The following is an 18,310-nucleotide window of genomic DNA, read 5'->3' as shown; positions in this document are numbered from 1 at the left end:
TCCATCGGAAACATCTCACGGAGAACCCAATGATCATCGTTACGGGAGCCACCGGAAAGCTCGGCCGCCGCACCGTCGAACGCCTCCTGGAGCGCGTCCCCGCCGACCGCGTCGGCATCAGCGTCCGCGACCCCCGCAAGGCCCAGGACCTCGCCGACCGCGGCGTCCGCGTCCGCCAGGGCAACTTCGACGACCCCACTTCGCTCGCCCACTCCTTCGAGGGCGCCGAGCAACTGCTCCTCGTGTCCCTCGACCGCACAGGCCAGGAATGCGTCAGCGGCCACCGCGCCGCCATCGACGCCGCCGTGCGGGCCGGCGTCGGCCGCATCCTCTACACCAGCCAGATGGGCGCCGCCCACGACTCCCGCTTCCAGGCATGCCGGGACCACGCCCAGACCGAGGACATGCTGCACGCCACCGGCCTGCCCTGGACCGCGCTGCGCAACGGCTTCTACGCCTCCAGCGCCCTGCACTTCCTAGAGCCCACCCGCCGCACCGGCGACATCGCCCTCCCCGCCGACGGCCCCGTCGCCTGGACCGGCCACGACGACCTCGCAGAGGCCACCTCGGTGATCCTCGCCAAGGAGGCACACTTCGAGGGGCCCACTCCGCCGCTCACAGGCCCGGCGGCGCTCGACTTCGACACCATCGCCGAGATCGCGTCCGAGACCACCGGACGATCCTTCACCCGCACCGTCGTCCCCGACGACGTCTTCCGAGACCAGGCCCTGGCGCACGGCGCCCCGGCCCCGATCGCCGACCTGCTGCTGAGCATCTTTACCGCGGCGCGCAATGGCGAGTTCACCGCTGTCGACTCGACGCTGGCCGAACTGATCGGGCGAAAGCCCGCCACCTTCCGCACCCAGCTGGAGCATGCCTGGGCCGAATAGATCCGGTGGGGCGCGCAGACAGCCGAACCTGACTCGCCGCCCGCAAAGGCTCGTCGTCTGTCGCCCGAGGACGTCGATCACCAGATCGGCGGCCTCGGGCACAAGCCCCAGGCCCCGCATCAGATTCCACACCGTCCCAGAGGTTTCCCTGATGCGCCAAGCTCACGATCACGGGCTTCGCGCTGTTCCCGTGCCTCCGTGACGGAGCAAAGGATCGGACGAAGGCCACCTCTACGTCAGGCAATTCATTCTCGGACGATCGAGTTCGAGGGGCCATTCGACTGACGTCAGCCTGGATCACCAACTGGCATCATGTGCCCATGACAGCCGATCTGCCCACCGTGACCGTACGCATGTGGCGTGCCGATGCCGTCGTGCTGTTCGACTGGTTGATGAGTACGGATCTCGACTCAGTGCCAGTGACGCACCCCGCCCAGAAGCAGGCACTGGCGGATCTGCTCTCCCGGTTGGAGTCGGACGCTGACATCGACCTGACCGGCTCCACCTCTGAGGAGATTGCCGTCGCTCAAGAGGCGGTCGCCAGGGACATGGGCTGGTGACATTGTCCCGATAAGACCGGTCGAACTTCCGTGGCAGAAGGTGTCACGGGACCCGGCCAAGGTCAAAGGCACGTTCAGCTTGTCCTACGGTTTTGGCGCGGGTCTACGCCGGTCATTCGTAGGATCGGTGAGTCCGAGGGTTCCGGGTATGGCAGTGAGCTCGTCGCCGCTCGATGGCCGAAAAGACCTGGCCGCCCGGAGCCCGTGACGGTCACAACCGCTCATTGGGATAAGCGACTTGATCGCTGTGCAGGACAACGTCGGCAAGGCCGTCCGCGGGACCGCAGAACGAACAGCTGACGGAGGCGGTCATGTTCAGGATCTGGGCCGGAGTCGACATCGGCAAGGAGCATCACCACTGTGTGGCACTCGACGCCCGTGGTGAACGGCGACTGTCGCGCCGTGTCGGCAACGACGAGGGCGATGTCGTAGTGGTCGCTGTCCCAGTCGATTCCGCAGAAGATCCTCACGGGCTTGTTTCACGTCCTTCCGTCGGGAGTGTCTGATGCTGGTGGTCACAGCCGTGGACGCACGCGACTCCCTAATGGAAGGGCTCTGATGGCCCGTCATCCGATCAGCCGTTCGTGACCCCAGCTGCCCGCGGGGTCCTCGGTCTTTGCAAGAGGCTCGGAAGCTCCCGGTGAGCTGAGAGGTGTTTCCCGCGAGGGGCTCGGACCACGAACATCATCGACTTGATCACTAGCGTCATCACCGCAAGGCCGGGGCCGATGAACCCGTCTGATCAGAGGGCTCCAGACCCAGTGGTGCTTCAGGCTTCACCGACCCCGTGAGCCACCATGTTCGTCGACAGACCGTTCCACCATCGCGCCTCGTTCTATGAGGCGCCGAACTGTCCGGTCCATGAAACCGTGCCCCACATCGAACATCCGCGCCCCGGCCTGAGTTGCCAGCGACTGCATGAAGGGCAGAAGCGCGGCAGTCACCGTGACCGTGGTAGCCGTCTCCAGCCACTGGGCTAGCCCACTCATAGGATCCTCGTTCGAGGCGCCGTCATGGTGCTCTGTCGACCGTGGGCACTCAACGGACCGAGGATGCGTGGCGCAATGAGCAGCCGACTCTTCGCAGTCTCCTTCGACGGGCACCAGCCGGAGAGCTTGGCGTATTTCTGGTCCGGCGTCCTGGGCTTGGAGAGAGCCGACGATTCCTACGACGACGTCGCCCTGCTGTCCGGGAATGACTCCGGCTACCGCATCGGCTTCCGTCCCTCCCAGACACAGAAGACCGCCCAGAACCGGCTGCACGTCGACCTGACCAGTTCCTCCCTGGAAGACCAGCAGGAGACCGTGGCCAGGGCGCTCGACCTCGGCGCGCAGCACGCCGACGTCGGCCAGGGGCCGGACGCGTCCCATGTGGTACTCGCTGACCCCGAGGGCAACGAGTTCTGTGTCCTTGAACCGGGCAATGGTTTCCTCGCTGACTGCAGCTTCATCGGAGGACTCGCCTGCGCTGGATCACAGGCCGTGGGCTACTAGCGAGGCTCTGAGCTGGCCGACGCTGGCGCCACCAGGCCATCCAACACCTGAACGTGTAAGGGCGCATTCGAGTTGGCGGTCTACTGTCGTCGCGGACCACCAGTAATCGGTGAGTCCCGGTCGGCACGACCACGAGGCTGCGCTGCGGTTACCTCCGTTCCGCAGCGCAGCCTCGATATTGCAGCTTGACGTTTGACCAGTGGTCACTTCATGTCGAGTGCGAAGTCGCAGCGCAGGGTCTGCCGATATTCCTTACCCTTCTGCGAATAGTTGATCTGACAACCTCCCAGGTGGTGTTGAACCCGGGCGGTCACCCGAACTGCGACCATTGCATAGAAGTCACTTCTTTTGTGCGGTTTCACCGCGATCGGCTTGCTGGCATAGTTAGGCATTCGAGTCATGTCCCGCGGGTCCTTGAGTGCATCCTGACTGTCCAGGATGTACCCATCGGTATCATTGACTGAATACACTGGGTAGTCGATCACCCTGGCTCCCTGAGGAACTTGAGTGAGCTTCACGCCTTCGATGACCAGCGTTGTGTCCGTACCGTTCACGAACGGCGGGAACGCGAAACGATAGGTCTTGCCGATCTGCGCGTGAGGGATACCCAGCACTCCCACGTTTTGAGGTCCTTCTGCGCGGAGCGCCGTACCCGTGTGGACCGTGTTCTGGGAACTTGAGCACGCGCCGAGAGCTAGCGTTGCCACCGCGATCGCCGCGAGCTTCCTAGTAAGAGTAGAAGACACCAGGGTTCCCATCCAGCGGTCCACGCGCACCCCAGATGTCGTGTTCGACGTGGCTGTCGCCGGCCTCGACCTTCTGGATGTGCTTCGAGTCGTACGAGGTGGACACCTTCAGTCCAACACCCCAAACGCTCACTCCACCCGATTCGTTTCGCGTGGTCCCGCTCACGAGACCGAAGTAGCTTCCCCGGGTAACGACTCCGCGCCACTTGGAGTTGGAGTTCAGATAGCCGGACAGCCCGTCTTTGCTGCTGACGTCTTTTCCGTACGATCCGACGGCACCGCCTGCGGGGATCTTGTAGCCGGCAGGAATGATCCGATACCACGTGTGAGTGTTCTCGCGAGCACAAATGGTGTGCACACGCTGGTACTTGTAGAGGATCGGCACCCGCCACCGCTTGGCGAAGTACGGTCCCTTTCCGGAGAAGCCGGTGGAGTGACCCATGGAGCCGGTCTGTGACGATTCGCCACTGAGCGTCCACTTGCTCTGGTTGACGCTCACGGCGATGCTGATGGTGCTCGACATGGTGCTGGTGTAGTCGAAGCTTGCCTTCGCGTCGAAGTAGGCGTGTGCCTCACCGACCGTGGTGTAAACGATCCTCGAGTGAAGCGTCGTGGCGGAGTTGAAGCAGGAATCAGGGGTGACGATCGCTGCGCTGTAGTCGGTCCCGTTAGCGACGGCAGCACTGTAGGCGGATGTGTCGCCCGTCGCGGACTGCCAGGTGGGAAGATCCGTGTTGTCTTCCGTGACATTGCTCGCGTCGTCCTCGACACGCTGTGCCGCGCTCAGAGCGACCTGCGCGTCGGTGGGCGCGTTGTCCACATCAGTGGTGACCGTGTCGGCGTACATCGGGGTCGTATGCGGCGTCGCCTCCGCTCGCACCTCAGCCGAGGCCGTTGTGGAGTCGGAGCCGTGTGCGACACCGGCACTCAGGAAATCCGTACCGGTGATGAATGTGCCGTCGCTTGCCGAACCGCTGGCGGTAGCCGCCAGGTTGAGAACCCCGCCGTTGGCATCGGCCAGGGTCTGCAGAGTGCTGGGGAGTGGGTCGGGCAGGGTGAGCGACCACTTGCCGTCCGCGCTGGTCGTCGCTGTACCAACGACCGGATCCGGGGCTTCGCTTCCGTCGTCCGGGACACCGTCGACCGCAGTGACCGAGACACCCAGGTTCTGCTGCGGTACGCCACTGGCGTTGGTGAACACCCCTCCTACCGTGGCGACTCCGGTGACCGGCGGTGCCGGGCTGCTTGTCGGGTCCGTGGTGTCGCTCACCGTGGGCGCCGGCGAGATGGAGACGGCTCCGGTCGGCTTGGGGCCCGGGTCGCTTACCTCTGGGTCGGGTGCAGTGTCAGTAGGGTCGGGCGTCGCCGGATCCTGGTTGGAGGAAAACCAGCCCTGCAGGTCGACGATGAGCTGGATAGTGCCAGAGCTGCCGTTGTAGATGCTCACCGCGCCCTGAGTGCCCGGTTGGGCGATCACCAAGTCGGAAGTTGACGTACTGGCCTGGAAGTTGTCCACCGAGGTGATGGAAGGCATGGTCTGTCCGGTGGGCCAGACCCGCAAGTAGCCGGGGGCCTGCTGGCCAGTCGATATCAGGTTGAGCGCCGCGGCACCGAAGGAGGTCGGGATACCGTCGTTGCCGGCCACCGCGACGCTGACGCTACCGCCGGCCGGGATCGCTGTGGAGGTACGAGTGTCAAGCAAGCGGTCCTGGACGGCGGTGAATACGCCTCCGCCCGAGGGAGCTTCCGTGAAGTATCCGTAGACGTCCAGAACGACATCGATCGACTGCGTGGAAGACCCGTTCTTCAGGGTGACTTGGCCGCCTGTTCCCACCGGGATGACCGCACCCTGCGAGGTAGTGACGCTCTTGTAGTCGACGACCGGTTGTCCGGTCGAACCGCCGGCGGCGTAGGCGTACAGGCTCCCGTCGCCTCCCGATGCGGGGACTATGAGATTCGCGTACACGGACGCTTCGTCAGTAACACCGGCTTCGCCGTCGATCTGGACGTTCAGCGTTCCACCCGGGGCGATCTTCGCCTCCGGTGCTCCGGTTCCGTTCCGGGTGTCCAGGACCCGCTCCTGGGTGACAGGAACATATCCACCGGGAGAAGTGGCGCCCCCAGCCGAGGTGAAGTACCCGCTGACGTCAACGACTAGGTCGACGGTGCCGCTTGAATTGTAGACGTCGATCTTGCCGTCCGCCCCGACCGCGATGATCGCCGAGTTACTCGTTGTGTCGCCGCTCGAGAAGTTGACGGTGGAGGCAGGAGCTGGCTTGGCCGTTCCGTCAGGCCACATTTCCAGGTAGCCGCCCGACGATGTCGCGTTCACTGCCTTGACGACCAGCGACACCGCCGAGACCCCCGAGGACGGCACCCCACCTTGACCCGCGACTTGGAAGGAGGTGGTGGATGCCGCGCCGAGCGTCGCACTGACTCCGAGAGAAGAGCGGGTATCGACGATCTTCGAAGAAGGCGAGACGGGAAAGAAGTCGCCACTGGAAGCGCTCGTGGCACCCGCCTGCGTCAAGCTTCCCAGGCCGAGCCACGCGAGTACCGAGAAGAGTACGACAGCCAGCGCCACAGGTCTGTGCCGAGTGCGTCTGGATTGCAGCATAGATACGCCCCCCTATGCATTTGTGGAGTTCACCCCCGATGGGGATCATGTCCGAGACGCGAGGATCGTAAGGATCGCCTACTTAAACAATCAACGATCTTCGACTAAAGGACACATAAAGAAGAGGAAGGGTAACCTGTGCCGACATGCGCCAATCGACCGTCCGGCCGCACACCCGACTTGCACGGAGAGTCACGACACGACTCTGCCTCTTTGCAGGCGTGTTCGTGCAATCAGCCCCTTTGGCTATCCCCGACTGACGGCGATAGCCCCTGCCCCTTCTACTTGCCAGGCAGATAACTGGGCCGCCTGGTTGCCATGTCCGTCCCGCCATACCAGATTCACGGCAGCAATGTGCAACTGCATAGCCCGGAGCAGCGGCTTCCCCACGCTGCTCCGGGCCGCTGAACTCCAAGGACGCGCGACCTTTTCCTCCCTCGGGTGACTACCCGCCGAGAGGACCGCCGCCGTAGGCCTCTACGAGTGGGCAGTCGGCCCGGCACCATCCTTCGTCAGAGCGCGCAACAGAGTCCAGCCCGGAGCTTGTTCACGAGGCCGGACGAGATCATTAAAGACCTCGAGGTCGGCGAAGATCGGCTCACCATTGGGGCGGCGCGTATACGGCACAAACCCGTAGTCCACGCCGTCGTGGACGTCGTAGCTCATCCAAGCAATAACTTCACGTTCGCCCACGCGCAGCGGATGGCTGGACACTGCTCGCGCTTGGACCGCATCGTCCGTATCAACCCAGACCTGCGGCACGGCGAAGACGAAGCGAAAGGTATGGTTCTCCTGGGCTTTCTCCGCCGCGCGTTGCTCGAACGCGGCGGCGGTGGCCTGGTCCCGCAGGTAGTCGTAATCGGACAGCACGAGAATCCGGTCGCCTTGCAACGCCACCATGGCTGGGCAGTCCCGTTCGAGAACAGCCCGCTCCAATCGGCCAGCCACGTCGAACAGCAAGCTCCCGGTCTCCTCGTTCACGTCAGTGGCCGCTTCCCTGCCCTGGATCATCCCGGAGCTTGAAGTCGTGGTACACGTCCATGATCTCCACGGAGGCGCGGTCACCGAGGTGCGCCAGGCGCAGCAGAGTGCGACTGGTGTGACTGTTCAAACGACGTGCTTCGCGGCTCGGCCGTTCGATCACGTCGGTTCCGTCCAGCGCAGCCAGTTCGTCGGCCAGTGCCTGCACTGTGCCTCGCGCTTGAGTCAGATCGATCTTCACTGTCCCTACCCTCCAGGCTCCCCGGGCAGTCTCCCGCATTCGGGATGCTCATGGAGCCGGGCACGGCAGGTCAGTTGCCGTCTCTGTCCACATTGGGCTCAACGTAGTCCGGCAGATGATGGATCAGGCCGTTGGCCTGTCAAACGTACGAAGTTGCTTGACGAACCGCCGAACAGCGAGCGCCCCCACCGCTCTACGTTGTTCAACAGCGAGTTCGGCGTCCCGGGCAATTCAAAGCAGGGGTTACCCGAGTACGGGCCACCCACAGTGAGCCTCGTTCGGGAACTGGTTGTCCTGGTCAGGCCAGAGCGCCTGCCAGATCGGCGGGGTGGCACCGTAGAGGGCCCAGATAACTCCAAGGTCCTCCGGGCGGCTGATTCGACGCCATCGGAGGACCCGTCCTCCTGGAGGAGACCGCTAATCTCGAATCCGTCGTAAAGGCTGTCCCGTATGTCAGACGCCCCCATCGGGTGCGAAGTGAGACTGGGTTGGCTGGGCGTTACCGAAAGGCGGCAAAGACCAGCCGGTTTTGATACCGGAACTTGCCGTTCAAGTCGAGCAACCAGGTACGTACCGTTGTCAGGCAGTCTTCGACGAGCGAAGCTGGGTCCGTCGATCACGACGACCGTCTGAAGCGATTGTGAAGGACGATGGGTTACGTGGTTGCGGCGCTGGCGGTCGTGGCGTCAATTCTGGCCGTGGCCATCACCGTGCTTGTACGTCGGGAGCGACGGCGCATACCGCTCGATCCCGAAGGGCATCGGATCGAAGCGGCAGCTACCCGGGGGCTTCGCGATGCGCGCGGCCAGGCCCATGCTTGTCAGCATTTCGCCGATGGCAGCGGCGTCAGCGGTCTGCGGGACCGCGACTCTCGGCCGTAGTGATCGGTCTATCGCTGCCGGCCTTCGGCACGTAGTGGCCTTGTTGGGTGTGTCAGCCGGCCAGAGCGAGGTTGTGCAGGCGGGCGATGCCGAGCATGGCGTGATCGACACCGTCGCCCCTGAGGCGGCAGCCGCGGAGGATCCTCCACCCCTTCATGCGGGCCAAGACATGCTCGACGGGCACGGATCTTGCGGTGGGAGGCGTTGTGTTCTTCCTTCCATGCCGGGAGATCCGCCTGGCCTTTCTCGCGACGGTGCGGGATGACCAGACCGGTGCCCCGGTAGCCGCCGTCTGTGATGACTGTGGTCTTGCCGACGGCTTCCTTGGCGCCGGATAACTCCCACGCCTTGCAGTCGTTGCGGTTGCCCGGCACCGGCCGGCCGACGAGGACGACGCGCCGGGTGTCAGCATCGATGACGACCTGATGGTTCGTGGAGTACCGGTAATTCTTCGATTGCTCACCACAACCCCCGCGAGCGCGGAGAGCACCGATCTCGTCATGCACAAACTGTGACCGCTTGCCGGACACACCCGCGTCCACACGACCGACGCCCTCCTGGCCGCCACTGCCGGGTTGGCCGCCCTTCCTCTCATCTGGACCTCTCGCCAGCCGGACTTGGGCACACGTTGAGCCAGCCGTGGAGGTACGGAGCGGCGCTGTGAAGGTCGGTGGCCCCTGGCTGTGGCTGAAGGTTGGGTTAAGGCTGGTCACGCCGGATATGAAAAGTGTGCGGTGCGATATTGCGATCGGGGGAGCGCATGGCACAACTCGACATCCTGCAGCCGCAGTTGACCGGCGCGATCTTCCGTGCGTGGGAACCTTTCGGGATCCGCAGTGCGATGCGTGTGCTTCGCCGACTGCCGCGTCCCGTGCGGCGCGCGGCGCGCCTGCTGGTCCGTCTGTGCTACACGCCCTGGACTCCCAAGACCAGGTTCCTGTTGATCAGCCTGTCTTCCTCGATGGCGCTGCTGGGTCTGGCGGATGCCGGAGGAGTGCTGGTGTCGCCAACTGCCGACGGCGCACGGCCGGCCCTCAGCTACCTCTTCTCCGTGAACGCCGAGCCGAGCGCGGTCAGCCTGTCGCTACTTCAGGATCCTGCTGGCCTGATCATCCTGGCCGTCGTCTTCGTCACGCCGATGTTCTACTGCCAGCAGGTGCGGGCGATCTCCGACTTCGTACCGATGAATGAGCGCAACGGGGGTGCCTCTCAGCTTTCAGGACGCCGGATCAGGCAGCTCAATCGGCTGACTGCCAGAACCAACAGGGCCTTCGCGAAGCTCGGTCGCAGGGACGTTTCGGCAGCCATCATGGCTTCCGTGGCGGTCGGTACCGCCCTGCTGTACATGTTCGTCAACGACCATGGTCTCCTGGAGGGCTGGAATTCGACGACACTCCCGGACGCGGTATGGCGGTCCGAGGTGTACGACGGCTGGTGGGCCAACCGGTATACCCACCCAGAGCTGGCGATGGCGCTGTGTGTGGCGGGCGCGTACGCCTTCTACTTCCTGGCGAAGCAGCTGGCGATGGGCGTCGTCTTCACCATGTACCTGAAACGGTCCTCTGAACTCGGCTTCGGTGTGACACCGAACATGGCCTACGACAGTGACGGGTTCCAAGGGCTCCGCACCCTCAGGCAGTTCATGCTGTGGAGTTACGGTTCCGCCCTCGCTCATCTGGCTGGGCTGCTGGTCTTGTTCGTGATCTGGCTGTCCGCCGCACCGTGGACGCTCTTCGCAGTGGTGGTGGTGATGATGGTGGACGCCCTCGTGATCATCTACCCCTCCTCGATCGGCTACCACTCGGCCCTGGACGTCAAGAAGGAGTACGTCGCTTCGCTGTCCACGACTGACATGCCTGCGAACGATCGTGACGCAGCGATAGCCCAGGTGTGGTCCGTGTCGGTGCTGCCCATCGGGACGCGCAAGGCCATCACCGCGATCACCGGGTACCTCCTGGTGCCCGCAGTCATCGCGTTGCTCCCGCAGGTCGTCCAGCGACGGTGACGGCGAATTCACCGAGCGTGGTCGGCCTTCGGCTACGTCATCGCTTCGGGTGTAGAGGGTCATGGAGAACACGAAGTCGAGGAGTTCGTCGCGAACGCCGCCACGTCCTCTCCCGTCGACATTCCGCTGCGCGCCCCGGCGAGCAGTAGGGCCAGGAGCACGGCATCCCGTTGCAGCAGGCCCTCGGCGCACACCTCACAGCCTCACTATCTGCAGTTCTACGGATGCACTCTCCCGGACACTCCTTTGCCAGGTGCACCACATCCGTGACCAATGGCAACGGTACGAACGTCATAGCGCTCTGGGGCCTGCAGCAGCTGGTCCTCACTGCAGGCTCCGGCCTCCTGCCGCACCGTCACAACTCCCGCCGATTCTCCCGTGAAGCGGTCCTGATACGGGCCATCAGGCCAGATCTGACGGGTGTTGAACGCTTCGACCCTGCCTCCGGCAGCTTCCCATCAGTGGTTGCCCCACCACCAGGCTGCGACGGCGAACACCGCGGTGCCGGCTGCCGCCGATGCTCCTCGCACCATGGCGAATAGTGCGCTCTGTGCCAGGCGGTGAACTGTCCTGGCGGGCGTCCTGTTTCGTTTCGAAGTCATCGTGGTCTCCTTCGTGCGCTGTCCGGCGGAAGTGAAGAGAAGGCCGTCACGGTGTCGACGTTTCCCTACGGCAACTGCCTTTGGACGGCGCCCTGTTGGAATGCGATGTCTTCGGATGACTCCCGCCATGGTCGTACGCGGTGGCATGATCCTGGACGGATTCGGATGGTTTCGGACGGAGGCCGGGATGGGACGGGCTGGACAGCTTCGTAAGCCTGAGTTGTCCGGTGCTCACCAAGAGTTGAATGCGGCACTGCACCGGTTGCACCTGCTGGCCGGGCGCCCGAGCCTGACGGAAGTCGCTCAAGTCCTGCAGGGGACTGGAATCTCCCGGAGCACCGTTCATGACGCGTTTTGCAGCCAGCGGCTGCCGAAGTGGAACCCTGCCGCCCCGCGCGCGGAGTCTCAAGGGTCCCTTGCACAGCCTGGTGGCGGCGATCACGGGGGCGGACAGGAGTGTGGAGACGACGCCGAGCAGTGCATTGAGGCCCTTGACCTTGCTGTATCCGTATCCGACGCCCTGTTTGGCATGGCCGTGAGTGCGGTGGATAGTGTCGTCGATGTCCACGTAGGTGGCCTGGTCCGCGCCGGGCAGCAGCGCGGTGTGACGGGCCAGTTCGTGCAGGAACCGGCGGGCCACGGCGTGCAGTTGCTTCACATGCCCGTGGGTGAAGGAGCGCAGGAACGACCCCAGCGTCGATGGGGCCCGCGCTCCGGAGATCAGGCGGCCCATCGCGCCGTGCCGCAGCCGGTCCATGTCGTCGATGCTGTGGGCGCCTGCGGCCATGCCGCCCACTAGCGACATCAGTATCGCCGCTGGGAAGGCGCCGGTGCCCTCCTTCGAGGCGGGCAGCCGGACGTGCTCACCGGCCAGCTTGGGCAGACCGCACCGCTCGGCCGGCCGCACCACCGGCTCCAGTCCGCCGTACGCGATCAGGTTCGGGGCATCGAACGGGGATGAGACCGCCGCCGCGGCATGGGAAGACCGCATCTCGGAAATGCCTTGTCGATCGCGCCTGATGTGGTCCTCGAAAAACCCCGTCATCGCAAGTCGCAGGGCACCTCTTCGTTTCTGGGTGAACAATCCACGGGAATCAAGCCGGGGTGACCCGGACTCAGCGCACCAGGGAAGGGGGGTCTGGCAGTACCTGTATCACCAGGGTCTCCCCGCCGTTCCAAAAACCTGTCAACCTGGTTGAGCCGAAAGCGCCGACAACACTCCATGGAAACGCAGCTTTACCATCATCATTCAATTCAGCTGCCCCGAATACGCGACCGTGTCAGCGCATTCTTTTACGACAGAAGGAACGGATAACAATGCCAGAGAAGCAGTTCACCACTCACACAGAACTTTTCGACCTGAGGGGAAAGTACGCCCTTGTCACGGGCGGCACCAGAGGCATTGGGATGATGATAGCGCGCGGCCTTCTCCAGGCGGGCGCCCGCGTCGTCATCAGCTCACGCAACGCAGACACGTGCGCGGAGGCACAGCGTCTACTGTCCGAATTCGGCGACGTGCGAGCAATCCCCGCCGACCTGTCCAGGCACGACGAGTGTCAGCGCCTCGCTGATCTTGTCCAGGCTGACTCGGAACACCTGGACATCCTTGTCAACAACGCGGGAGCGATGTGGCGCGAGCCGCTGGAGACGTTCCCGGACGAGGCCTGGGATGCAGTGCTCGACCTCAACCTCAAGTCGCCGTTCTGGCTGGTGCAGGCACTGCTCCCGGCACTTCGCAAGGCGGGCACCGCCGATGATCCCGCACGGATCATCAACATCGGCAGCATCGCCGCCATCCACGTCGCCCCGTCGCCCAACTACTCGTACGCCAGCAGCAAAGCGGCACTCCATCAGCTCACCAGGGTGCTTGCCAGAGAGCTGGGCCCACAGCACATCACGGTGAACGCGGTAGCACCGGGAGTGTTCCCGTCGCAGATGATGGCGACCACTCTCGATGCCATGGGCGACACGATCGCGGCGGCGGCCCCTCTGCGCCGGGTCGGCCGCGACGACGACATGGCGGGTGCCGCCGTGTTTCTCGCCAGTCGGGCCGGGGCCTACCTCACGGGCGCCATCATCCCGGTGGACGGCGGCACCGCAACGACCGCTACAAACATGCATTAGATTGCGGGACGGGCTTACGGTGAGGAGATAACCACGATGGATCTACGCACGGAGATCCGGGAGTTTCTCAGCTCGCGTCGCGCCCGCATCGCACCGGAGCAGGCGGGCCTGCCCGCTTACGGCGGCAACCGCCGGGTCAAAGGTCTGCGCCGCGAGGAGGTCGCGCTACTGGCGGGGGTATCGGTCGACTACTACGTGCGCATGGAGCGCGGCAGCCTCGCCGGTGCCTCCGACGGCGTGCTCGGCGCGTTGGCCTCTGCCTTGCAGCTCGACGAGGCAGAGCGCGACCACCTGTTCCACCTCGCGCGCCAATCCGGGGCGCCCAGCGGCCCACGCCGGCGCAGGCCTGCCGTGTCGGTGCGTTCGACGCTGCAGCAGGTGCTCGACGCGATCTCCGATGCGCCGGCCTGGATCGGTAACGGCCGTTATGACGTGCTTGCCATGAATCAACTCGCTCGCGCGCTGTATTCGCCGGTGCTGGCCGACCCGCGACGGCCCGCGAACACAGCGCGGTTCGTCTATCTCAACCCTGAGGCGGCCAGAGATTTCTTTGTCGATTACGACCAGGTTGCCGGCTTCGTGGCCGCGAAGCTGCGCATGGAAGCCGGCCGCAATCCGCACGACGAGGAACTGATCGCCCTGGTCGGGGAACTGTCAACGTGCAGTGAGCTGTTTCGGCAGCGATGGGCATCTCAGGACGTGCGGCTGCACCGGTCCGGCCGCAAGCGTATGCACCATCCGATCGTGGGCCGGCTCGACTTGGACGTCGAGCCCCTGGAACTGCCCGCCGAACCCGGTCTGCACCTCAACATCTACACCGCACCCGCTGGCACACCGACCGCTGACAATGTGGCGCTCCTGGCGTCGTGGGCGGCCACCCAACAGACGCTGGCGACCGAGCTCGAAGCACACAACGGATAGTCCAACCCCTTCAGCCGTACCAGGGGTCCGTCTCCCCGACCAGCGCGGGCAGACCGCACCGCTCGGCCAGCCGCACCACCCACTCCAGCCCGCCGTACGGGATCAGGTTCGGATCATCGAACGCGGATGAGACCGTCGCCGCGGCATGGGAAGACCGCATCTCGGAAGTGCCTTGTCGATCGCGCCAAATGTGGTCCTGAAAAACCCCATCATCGCAAGTCGCAAGGCACTTCGTCGTTTCTGGGTGAACCATCCACCGGCATCAAACCGGTGGATCCGGGCTCAGTCGGTCAGATCGACTGTCTCGACCAGCAGCACTGCCCCGGTCTGCGAGACTACCCCGCTGCCACCGCCCTCTAGGCGGACACGTGGGTACACCCCGATACGCTTGCTCACCTGGAGAGTGCTTCCTTCCGTGCAGCCAACAAGACCCCAGACAGGTCCCATCGTTGCAGCTCAGAAGCACTCTCCGCTTATGTAATCAGGCATGGACGAGCACGCTCATGAAAGCACGAGGCTCGTGGGCGAGTTGCAGCATCAGCCGCTCACGGTCGATGAGTTCGGCCAAGACGGCCAGGGGTGCTCGCGACGGCTGCTGCCGACAGCGGCCTGGACGAGCCCGGCATGCAGAGCTGCCTGGCGCCGAAGGACGCGCATCGCGCCGCAGGACCTCGACGAGGCCGAAGCTGACAGCACTCGCCCACGACGCCGGCATCCACTGCCTGACCAACGACGTGCTGGCCGACAAACCGGCCTGGCCCCAACTCGCCGAGCGGGTGCACGACTTCCTCGGCCAATCCTGGACCTGCGCCCACCACGCGCACGTCGACTACCGGGAGCTGCACCGGTACCTCCCCACGTGGGAGCCCGCCGACGTCCTCGACACCCTGCGCCTCGCCAAGGCGACCTACGACGAACTCGGCTCCCCGGGTGAACTGGACCGGTCACGCCGCGCGGTCGACTCGGTGACCATGCGGGCCCTGAAAGCTGACGCAGTTGTCTTCGCCGTCCCTGCCGTAGGCCACCTGACCGGTTCCGGTCTGGGCGTCGCCGGCCCCGGCTCGCCCTGCAGACGAGTGAGTGCCCCGTCCGCCCTTGCGGGAACCACCGGCGACGCAGCGGACTTGATTCACTCCCTGCCGTTCATCGCAGACCGCGGCCCTCACGGTCGTTCAGGTCGTGAAACCGAGAGGGGTCCAGCTGCTCGACGGACTCCGATTCACCGGTATTGGTACGGACCTTGACCCTTCTTCGAGAGGGCTGTTCAATGCCCCTGAAAACCTGTCGGACACCCCCGCACCACTGCTTCCCGGGGATATCTGACGGCTCGTCCGCTCCCATGGGAACGCCCTTCCTCTTTCACGAACTGAACAAGATCCCCCACGAAGGGACCGCCATGACCGGTCCTCACCACCCAGTGACGGGCGGCAGCGACAGGCGCCTGGCTCTGTGTCTCGCCCACCCTCCCCGGGCCGGGCGACACCGCAGCAGACACGACGGTGACGGATGTCCGGCCGCAGAGCGGCAGCATTCCGTGTGACGGCAGGTGCACCCCGCGGCCGAGGAGAGGAAATCCGCCGCCGCACCGTGCGTCACGCCGCCTCCGGCACCTCCCGGCCCGCACTCTGGCGCCAACCGGCAGTGGACTTCACCGGGCGCACCGGTCCGGTGCCGTCCACGAGGCAAGGACCCGGGCGGTTCCCGGGACGTAGTGACCGACGTGCCATTCCCCCCGAGACGGGAGACACACTGTGCGAACAGCCGTCCTCAAGATCCCCAGATCCGCAGCGGCGTTGGCATTCGCCGCGTCCTTGGTCGTGACCGGCCTGCAGGTCCTGCCAGCCCACGCCGCCGGCGAGCCGTACCGCGACCCGACGCTGCCCGTGCCGACCCGGGTGGAGGATCTGCTCTCCCGGATGACCCTGGACGAGAAGATCGGCCAGATGACCCAGGCCGAGCGCGCCTCCGTCACCACCGGCAACGTCCCCGCGTACGGGCTCGGATCACTGCTCTCCGGCGGCGGCTCCGCACCCTCGCCCAACAACGCGACGTCCTGGGCGAACATGTACGACGGTTTCCAGAACGCCGCGCTGACCAGCCGCCTCGGCATCCCGATCATCTATGGCGTCGATGCCGTGCACGGCCACAACAACGTCTACGGCGCCACGATCTTCCCGCACAACATCGGTCTGGGCGCCACTCGCGACCCCGCCCTGGTCCAGCAGATCGGCCAGGCCACGGCGCAGGAGGTGTCGGGCACCGGTATCGACTGGGACTTCTCGCCCTGCCTGTGCGTCGTGCGCAACGACCGATGGGGCCGCAGTTACGAATCCTTCGGCGAGAAGCCCGAAGTGGCCACAATGATGACCAGCTACATCGACGGCATGCAGGGTAGCTCCCTCAACGCACCCGGGTCCGTGCTGGCCACCGCCAAGCACTTCATCGGCGACGGCGGAACAGACAACGGCGTCAACGCGGGCAACGCGACCCTCACCGAGGCCCAACTCCGCGCCACCCACCTGCCGCCCTTCCAGGAGGCGGTCCGGCGCGGCGTCGGCTCGGTCATGATCTCGTACAACAGCTGGAACGGAGTGAAGGACCACGGCAACCAGTACCTCATCACCACCCTGCTCAAGGACGAACTCGGCTTCTCCGGCTTCGTCGTCTCCGACTGGAACGGCATCGACGAGATCGACGGCCAGGCCGGCTTCACCGCGGCCGAGGTGAGCCAGGCGATCAACGCCGGCATCGACATGGTCATGGTGCCCACCGACTGGCAGCGGTTCATCACCACCCTGCGCACCGAAGTACAGAACGGCCATGTGCCGATGTCACGCATCGACGACGCCAACCGGCGCATCCTCACCAAGAAGTTCCAACTCGGCCTGTTCGAGAAGCCGTTGACCGACCGCAGCTACACCCCGACGGTCGGATCCGCCGCCCACCGGGCGCTCGCCCGCCAAGCCGTGCGCGAGTCGCAGGTCCTGCTCAAGAATTCCGGGAACGTCCTTCCGCTGGCGAAGACCAACAACAAGATCTTCGTGGCCGGCAAGAGCGCCGACAACATCGGCTACCAGTCGGGGGGCTGGACCATGTCATGGCAGGGCGGCAGCGGCGCCACCACACCCGGCACCACCGTCCTGCAGGGGATCCGGTCCGCCGCAGGTACGGGCACCACCGTCACCTACAACGCCAACGGCACCGGCATCGACAGCTCCTACAAAGCGGCCGTCGCCGTCGTCGGCGAAACCCCTTACGCCGAGAGCGCCGGAGACCGGCCCGGCTCGATGAGCCTCGACTCCACCGACCTCAACACCATCGCCACCCTCAAAGCCTCCGGGGTGCCGGTGATCGTCGTCCTCGTATCCGGACGCCCCCTGGACATCGCCGCCCAGTTGCCCAACTGGAACGCCCTGCTCGCCTCCTGGCTGCCGGGAACCGAGGGCAACGGCGTCTCCGACGTCCTCTTCGGCGACTACGCCCCGACCGGCAAACTCCCCAGCACCTGGATGCAGTCGGCAAGCCAGCAGCCCATCAACGACGGCGACGGAAAGACACCCCTGTTCCCCTTCGGGTACGGGCTCACCTATGGAGCACCGCAGAACCACAGCGCCTACGACGTGACGCAGGCGGAGAGTTACACCTCACAGTCCGGGACGCAGACGGAGACGACGACGGACACCGGCGGCGGCCAGGACGTGGGGTACATCACCGCCGGCGACTGGCTCGCCTACAGCGGAGTGGACTTCGGTTCAGCGGGCGCGACGTCGGTGACCACACGGCTCGCGTCGGCTTCCGCGACCACCGGCACGCTTCAGTACCGCCTCGACAGCACGACCGGACCCGTCGTCGCCACCGTCCCGGTGACCACCACCGGCGGCTGGCAGACCTGGACAAGTCCCAAGGTCAACCTGTCCGCCACCGCGACCGGTGTGCACACCCTCTACGCCACCTTCACCACCAGCGGCTCCGGGGACCTGGTCAACCTCAACTGGTTCCAGTTCGCACAGTAAGCAGCCGGCCGGCCGAACCCTGCCACGCACCCCCACCGCATGCGAGGCAGGGCACCCGACGACCCCGACACGACGTACATCTCGGTGGTGGGCAACACCCACGCCATGCTTGTCACCGGCGCGCAGATCAACGGCCGGTTCATGCCACAACGGCCCTGTCTCGGCAATGAGTTCAGCGATCACAACCGGCGACAGCCCGGTGATCCGGTACTCCGCCACGATCAACTCACGCGCCC

Annotated in this window: 13 protein-coding genes and 4 pseudogenes; 9 read left to right on the top strand and 8 right to left on the bottom strand. The window is 65.1% G+C overall.

Annotation, left to right across the window (positions count from 1 at the left end):
- The first annotated feature begins 29 nt into the window (after positions 1-29).
- From ACWDR3_RS30665 to ACWDR3_RS30650, 4 genes and pseudogenes are all read left to right on the top strand, one after another.
- Positions 30-890, top strand: coding sequence for an SDR family oxidoreductase (locus ACWDR3_RS30665; RefSeq protein WP_450355824.1), 861 nt, complete (start codon positions 30-32; stop codon positions 888-890).
- A gap of 320 nt (positions 891-1,210) precedes the next feature.
- The gene (locus tag ACWDR3_RS30660) at positions 1,211-1,450 is read left to right on the top strand and encodes a hypothetical protein (protein ID WP_450355823.1); all 240 of its coding nucleotides are present in this window, start codon (positions 1,211-1,213) and stop codon (positions 1,448-1,450) included.
- Positions 1,451-1,761: 311 nt separating this feature from the next.
- Positions 1,762-1,869, top strand: a pseudogene (locus ACWDR3_RS30655) (IS110 family transposase); the annotation flags it as partial.
- A gap of 645 nt (positions 1,870-2,514) precedes the next feature.
- Positions 2,515-2,943, top strand: coding sequence for a VOC family protein (locus ACWDR3_RS30650; protein WP_450355822.1), 429 nt, complete (start codon positions 2,515-2,517; stop codon positions 2,941-2,943).
- Positions 2,944-3,146: 203 nt separating this feature from the next.
- On the opposite strand, the gene ACWDR3_RS30645 is transcribed toward ACWDR3_RS30650, so the two are convergent.
- The 5 genes and pseudogenes from ACWDR3_RS30645 to ACWDR3_RS30625 form a co-directional block, all read right to left on the bottom strand.
- Entirely contained in the window at positions 3,147-3,563 is a 417-nt protein-coding gene (locus tag ACWDR3_RS30645) for a hypothetical protein (RefSeq protein ID WP_450355821.1), read from the bottom strand.
- Positions 3,564-3,669: 106 nt separating this feature from the next.
- Positions 3,670-6,273 carry a hypothetical protein gene (locus ACWDR3_RS30640; protein WP_450355820.1) on the bottom strand — a complete coding sequence of 868 codons (2,604 nt, stop codon included), beginning with the start codon at positions 6,271-6,273 and terminating at the stop codon, positions 3,670-3,672.
- Between the two features lie 510 nt (positions 6,274-6,783).
- Positions 6,784-7,287 carry a hypothetical protein gene (locus ACWDR3_RS30635; protein WP_450355819.1) on the bottom strand — a complete coding sequence of 168 codons (504 nt, stop codon included), beginning with the start codon at positions 7,285-7,287 and terminating at the stop codon, positions 6,784-6,786.
- Position 7,288: 1 nt separating this feature from the next.
- The gene (locus ACWDR3_RS30630) at positions 7,289-7,528 is read right to left on the bottom strand and encodes a hypothetical protein (RefSeq protein ID WP_450355818.1); all 240 of its coding nucleotides are present in this window, start codon (positions 7,526-7,528) and stop codon (positions 7,289-7,291) included.
- Between the two features lie 933 nt (positions 7,529-8,461).
- Positions 8,462-8,870, bottom strand: a pseudogene (locus ACWDR3_RS30625) (transposase); the annotation flags it as partial.
- A 299-nt stretch (positions 8,871-9,169) separates the two neighbouring features.
- On the opposite strand from ACWDR3_RS30625, the gene ACWDR3_RS30620 reads away from it, so the two are divergent.
- Positions 9,170-10,414: a hypothetical protein gene (locus ACWDR3_RS30620; protein ID WP_450355817.1), complete on the top strand. Its 1,245-nt coding sequence runs from the start codon at positions 9,170-9,172 to the stop codon at positions 10,412-10,414.
- A 196-nt stretch (positions 10,415-10,610) separates the two neighbouring features.
- Here ACWDR3_RS30620 and ACWDR3_RS30615 read toward each other — a convergent pair.
- Together ACWDR3_RS30615 and ACWDR3_RS30610 are read right to left on the bottom strand one after the other, a co-directional pair.
- Positions 10,611-10,737 (bottom strand): annotated as a pseudogene (locus tag ACWDR3_RS30615) (ferredoxin); the annotation flags it as partial.
- 325 nt (positions 10,738-11,062) lie between these two features.
- Entirely contained in the window at positions 11,063-12,061 is a 999-nt protein-coding gene (locus ACWDR3_RS30610) for a hypothetical protein (RefSeq protein ID WP_450355816.1), read from the bottom strand.
- Positions 12,062-12,333: 272 nt separating this feature from the next.
- Between ACWDR3_RS30610 and ACWDR3_RS30605 the strand changes: the two genes are divergently transcribed.
- Complete coding sequence (locus ACWDR3_RS30605; protein ID WP_450355815.1) at positions 12,334-13,140, top strand: SDR family oxidoreductase; 807 nt, start codon at positions 12,334-12,336, stop codon at positions 13,138-13,140.
- A 36-nt stretch (positions 13,141-13,176) separates the two neighbouring features.
- The gene (locus tag ACWDR3_RS30600; protein WP_450355814.1) at positions 13,177-14,061 is read left to right on the top strand and encodes a helix-turn-helix transcriptional regulator; all 885 of its coding nucleotides are present in this window, start codon (positions 13,177-13,179) and stop codon (positions 14,059-14,061) included.
- A 10-nt stretch (positions 14,062-14,071) separates the two neighbouring features.
- Here the strand turns inward: ACWDR3_RS30600 and ACWDR3_RS30595 are convergent, their stop codons facing one another.
- Positions 14,072-14,221: a hypothetical protein gene (locus tag ACWDR3_RS30595; RefSeq protein ID WP_450355813.1), complete on the bottom strand. Its 150-nt coding sequence runs from the start codon at positions 14,219-14,221 to the stop codon at positions 14,072-14,074.
- A gap of 1,591 nt (positions 14,222-15,812) precedes the next feature.
- Between ACWDR3_RS30595 and ACWDR3_RS30590 the strand changes: the two genes are divergently transcribed.
- Together ACWDR3_RS30590 and ACWDR3_RS30585 are read left to right on the top strand one after the other, a co-directional pair.
- Complete coding sequence (locus ACWDR3_RS30590; RefSeq protein ID WP_450355812.1) at positions 15,813-18,074, top strand: glycoside hydrolase family 3 N-terminal domain-containing protein; 2,262 nt, start codon at positions 15,813-15,815, stop codon at positions 18,072-18,074.
- Positions 18,075-18,113: 39 nt separating this feature from the next.
- Positions 18,114-18,310: pseudogene (locus ACWDR3_RS30585) on the top strand (hypothetical protein); the annotation flags it as partial.

Source organism: Streptomyces sp. NPDC001002, from assembly GCF_053599215.1.
Note: the sequence above shows the minus strand (reverse complement) of the source record. Positions and strands in the feature narration are given on the sequence as shown.

Excerpts from the sequence above, each read along its gene's own strand:
- ACWDR3_RS30665 (WP_450355824.1), top strand. The coding sequence starts at position 30 with ATGATCATCGTTACGGGAGCCACCGGAAAGCTCGGCCGCCGCACCGTC.
- ACWDR3_RS30660 (WP_450355823.1), top strand. The coding sequence starts at position 1,211 with ATGACAGCCGATCTGCCCACCGTGACCGTACGCATGTGGCGTGCCGAT.
- ACWDR3_RS30650 (WP_450355822.1), top strand. The coding sequence starts at position 2,515 with ATGAGCAGCCGACTCTTCGCAGTCTCCTTCGACGGGCACCAGCCGGAG.
- ACWDR3_RS30620 (WP_450355817.1), top strand. The coding sequence starts at position 9,170 with ATGGCACAACTCGACATCCTGCAGCCGCAGTTGACCGGCGCGATCTTC.
- ACWDR3_RS30610 (WP_450355816.1), bottom strand. The coding sequence starts at position 12,061 with ATGACGGGGTTTTTCGAGGACCACATCAGGCGCGATCGACAAGGCATT.
- ACWDR3_RS30605 (WP_450355815.1), top strand. The coding sequence starts at position 12,334 with ATGCCAGAGAAGCAGTTCACCACTCACACAGAACTTTTCGACCTGAGG.
- ACWDR3_RS30600 (WP_450355814.1), top strand. The coding sequence starts at position 13,177 with ATGGATCTACGCACGGAGATCCGGGAGTTTCTCAGCTCGCGTCGCGCC.
- ACWDR3_RS30595 (WP_450355813.1), bottom strand. The coding sequence starts at position 14,221 with ATGCGGTCTTCCCATGCCGCGGCGACGGTCTCATCCGCGTTCGATGAT.